The organism is uncultured Mycobacterium sp. (assembly GCF_964249325.1).
Taxonomy (GTDB): domain Bacteria; phylum Actinomycetota; class Actinomycetes; order Mycobacteriales; family Mycobacteriaceae; genus Mycobacterium.
Map to the genome: position 1 here is coordinate 1 of NZ_CAXUCH010000308.1, position 4,272 is coordinate 4,272.

At 66.0% G+C, this 4,272-nt stretch carries 4 protein-coding genes and 1 pseudogene; all 5 read left to right on the top strand.

Features of this window, described 5'->3' with window-relative positions; all coding sequences use genetic code 11:
• Positions 1–585: pseudogene (locus ACFE99_RS23290) on the top strand (hypothetical protein); the annotation flags it as partial.
• A gap of 13 nt (positions 586–598) precedes the next feature.
• Complete coding sequence (locus tag ACFE99_RS23295; RefSeq protein WP_375488980.1) at positions 599–1,534, top strand: conjugal transfer protein; 936 nt, start codon at positions 599–601, stop codon at positions 1,532–1,534.
• 17 nt (positions 1,535–1,551) lie between these two features.
• Complete coding sequence (locus ACFE99_RS23300) at positions 1,552–1,860, top strand: hypothetical protein (RefSeq protein ID WP_375488982.1); 309 nt, start codon at positions 1,552–1,554, stop codon at positions 1,858–1,860.
• Positions 1,860–2,225 carry a hypothetical protein gene (locus ACFE99_RS23305; RefSeq protein WP_375488984.1) on the top strand — a complete coding sequence of 122 codons (366 nt, stop codon included), beginning with the start codon at positions 1,860–1,862 and terminating at the stop codon, positions 2,223–2,225. Before ACFE99_RS23300 ends, ACFE99_RS23305 begins: the two co-directional genes overlap by 1 nt.
• Positions 2,222–4,272 (top strand): ATP-binding protein (locus ACFE99_RS23310; RefSeq protein ID WP_375488986.1); only part of this gene is annotated, 2,051 nt, incomplete at its 3' end. The genes ACFE99_RS23305 and ACFE99_RS23310, both read left to right, overlap by 4 nt.

The window sequence follows — 4,272 nt, forward strand, 5'->3', positions numbered from 1 at the left end:
TCGCTGACCGACACGTCCGGTGATTCGGCGTGGGTGTGCGTGCGGGGGACACCCAACGAGCAGGTCGACGGGCAGCTGTTGTACATCGATTTCGGCTGCGAGCCCTCGCGTCCGCAGTCGTCGTGCAGCTACATGGTCAACACGGTGTCGGTGACGCCGGGATGGGCGGGCAAGACCGCGGGCGGCAAGGATGAATGGCTACAGCACCGCGTGGTGTCCAAGCTGCAATACAACTTCTTCAACGGCAGCGAACTCGTGGATATCTTCAGCCAGGACACCGGTAACGTGCACGGCCCGAAAACGACACCGCTGCCGCACCAGGTGCTGGCCTCGCGGGTGACCGTGATCATCCGGCAGACCTCACGCCCGCCCGCCTCACCATCGCCAATGAGCAGCCCCGGCCCCAGCGTGGGTGATCTCGCACCAGGCTGGGCAGACCCGGTACCCGCGGAAAGCGGCGCCTCGACACCCGAGGTGACCGAGGCTCCCGTGCCTGCGGCATCGCCGACAGCCGCGGCAAGCGACCCGGTAGACGCGACATTCGCGATGAGCGCGATGGCTTTCTTTGGACACCAACCGAGTTAAGGACAGCTCACCCATGCAGTTGTCAAGGACGTGGCGGCGCCGGCTGGCCCGCGGCGGCGGCTACGTCCGCGCAGCGAGTCGGGCCGCGGTGGTGGTGGCGGCGGTAATCGGATTGGCGGCGGGCTTCAAAGTGTTCTGCGTGTCGCAGCATCCCAACCCCGCCGATGTGGCCTCGATCGCCACCCGGGTGGACAACCAGCGCGACGCGGCCGGCCAGTTCGCCGCAGACTTCGTCGCCGCGGTATTGACCACTCCAAGCGCGCATCGTGCTGCGCTGCAACGGTTTATCACTTTGAGCTCGGATGCGGCCCCGCCGGTGCCGGCAGCGTCGACGACGCCACCGGCGGTGATCGGCACCCCGAAAGTGTGGTCGGTGATCCCGGCCGGCTCCGTGGGCGGTGCGGACGTGTACTCGGTGACCGTCGCGGTGCAACAGCGCCCGTACGCCTCGGCCGACGCCACCCGCGCCTTCTACCGGGTAGCGGTATCGGTGTGGAACTATCAGCCCCGCGCGCTGGACATGCCCACGCCCATCAGCGATCCGGGGCCCGGCGCCGACCTCAAGATCACCTATGGGCATCCGCTGGACACCAACAGCCCGGTTTACGCGGTGGTCGCGGGATTCATCAGAACCTACCTGACCGCCACCACCGGCCTAGACCGCTACGTGGTGGCCGGCTCGTGGCTCAAACCGATCGGCGACTACCGCAGCGCGACCGTAAAGACGGCCGAGACAGACCGGGAAATCGGTGGCAACCTGAAGCCCGGAACGCAGATCCATGTGCGGGCCAGCATCCTCGCCCAAACCTCACAATTTGCCACCGTCGACTTCTCCTGCCCGCTGACCGTCGAAAACAGCGGCGGCACTTGGATGATCGCAGACATCGATCTCATCCCCCACATAAACAGCGAAACAGACGCTCAACCGGTCGGCGCCCCGCATGGCTGAAACCTAAAGGAGTCGGGATGAATGAGAAACTGACATTAGCGGGGACCACCAACTTGGCCCTGGGTGATTTGTTCACATCAGGAACTGCGCTGGCCTATTCCGTCGAAGGATTTCTCGCCGTCGTCGGACTGGTGATCGGAACGGTGGCGGCCATTCAGCGCCACAGCAAAGAGGGTGCCGGGTCGGGCATCACCTCCCAGATCGGGGCGATCGTCTTCGCGGTGCTGATCTTCCTATCGGCCGGAATCGCCGCCGCAGTGACCCACGAGTTCAACAACCACGGCATCCGCAACAGCGTCAACGTACCCAACCCGTGGGGCCAGTGATGGCTGACGACTCGCCGGCCAAGGTCTATTCCGACCAGCGCGACCTTCCGATTTACCTCGGCGACTCCGGAGACGGATTTACCTTGCCGCTCAAGGAGAAATGGCGCGCGCCCGACGCGTTCGCCGCGGTCATCGGATTCGTGGCGACCGGATCGGCGGTCACCGCCAACCTCACCAGCGGCAACGCACTGAGCATCCTGGCGATCGGCGCCGCGTTGACAGCAGCCGCGGTGTGTCTGTTATCCAAGCTGCCGCACGGGCGCCCGTCATTGGCGACCCGTGCCCGATGGTGGTGGCACAACGCCCATCCCAGGGTGGCGTGTTCACACCCGCGGCGTGGCGGTAACCACGACTACACATCATGACTGCCTCGGTGTATGCGCCGCTGCAGGTCATCGGCAACCTGCGCTTCACCGCCGGCGGCGTCTACGCCGACTACCTAATGTCGGGGCTGCCGTTTATCTTTTCGGCCGCAGATTGGCAAAAGAAGGTAGCCGACACCCACGCCGAGCTGTGGCGCACTCTGCCGTCCGGCGCACTGCTCAGTGGCCTGACCACCCCGGTGGCCACCCGAAACATCGTCCGCCGCATGCTGTTTGCCCACCCCGCTCTGCACCGGCGCCAGGTGTTGCAGGAGCAGCCGATTCCCGCTGCGGCCGAGCCGTGGATCGCCCATTGCCGCACGTGGGAGCCCGTCGTAGCCCGCGCGGGCGCGCGCCGGCGCATCTACTGGTTGAGCCTTCCGCTGCACTACGGTGTGGCCGGCGGCACCCAAAGCGGTGTATGGCGACGCAGGTTCGACGCTGTCGTGGGCCGCGACAAAGACACCGACGAGTCGGTCGGGCGCTACCGGCAGCTGGCGGCAACGATGGTGGCGGGCCTGCCGCCGGCGCTCTTCGTCAAACCGGCCAGCGTCGAACAGATCTGGTGGCACTGGAACTACACCGCCAGCCGCGGGGTGTGGCCGTATCCGCTGCCCACCGAGCGCTACGACCCGCACGCTCAGCTGCCCGGCTCGGCGTTTAGCCCGGTGTGGTTCGACGAATCAGCGGCCGACCTGCGCGGCCGCCGCTGGCGCGCCGCCCGCAGCGACACAGACGTGTTCGTGCGCACCTACCGCGACAACGATGACGGCGTGCCCGACTCGTATCAGGCGCTGGTCGGGATCGAAAGCTTCCCCGACGCCGGCATCGCCTGGCCCAAGGCCACCCTGTTCAAGGTCCTCGACGACCTCACCACCGCGGCCACCACACTGGACTGGACGATCCACTTCACCTTCGACACCGCCGAAACGGCCGTATCGATCGCCCACAACGTCATCACCAACATCAAAGACCAGGCCCGCCAACGCGGCCGCCACGCGCTCAGCGACGACGAACTGATCCGAAAACTGGCCTCGGGCAAGGAACTTGCCTCCGAGCTGAAACGCGGCAGCGCCGAACGGGGGGTTAACCCGGCGGTGGTGCTGGCCGCCGCGGGAGCCGATCCGCAGCCTGTCAACACCGCGCTCGCAGAAGTGCTGCGCCGCTACCGCAGCCAAAACCTCGGACTCACCCGCCGACGCGGCAGCCAAACCACGCTGTGGCGGTCATTCAACCCGGGCACCGAGCAGACCGCGGCGCTACACGAGCTGCGCAACCCCAGCACCACTGCGCGGTTCGCCAAGTTCGTTCCGCTGCTGGCCGCCCGGCTGGGCAACAACGTCGGTGTGCCGCTAGGGCTCAACATCACCAGTCCGGGGCTGCGCGATGTGGTGCTGCTGGACCTGCTCAACGCACCCGCGCGAGACAACCCCGCCAATCTTGTTATCGGCGGCTCGCCCGGGCGCGGAAAATCATACTGCGCCAAGAATTTGGTCCGCGCCTGGCTGATGATGGGTTGCGGCGTACACCTGATCGACCCGACGGCGGCGCGCGAACACGAGCGCGCCTTATCGGATTTCGACGACGACAACAAAACGGTGATCGACCCGAAACAACCAAGATTCAGCCTCGACGGACTGCGTATCTTCCCATTCGAGGAAGCCGCCGAGCGCACGATCGACCACCTGCTGCCGCAATTAGGTTTTGCGCCGATCAGTCCTGAGGCGTCGCGGCTCAAAGCGGTGCTGTCCCCAGAATCGCGCCACACCAACGGAATCGGCAGCACCACCGGGCTGATCAGCTACCTGCGCGGCCGGAGTAGCAGTGTCGACGACGCGTTGCTGATCGCACTGGAGGGGCTGCGCGCTGAACGGTTGCTGCGTCCCATGTTCGACGAAACGCTGCCCCCGCCGCAATTGGGTAAGCAATGCGTCATCTGGAACTTCGGCGGCCTGGCGTTGCCCACCGTCACCGAGGAATATCAGGCCCACCTACACCACCAGACAACCCCAAGCCAGCGGGCCGCCCAAGCCCTCTACGGGATGGCCGC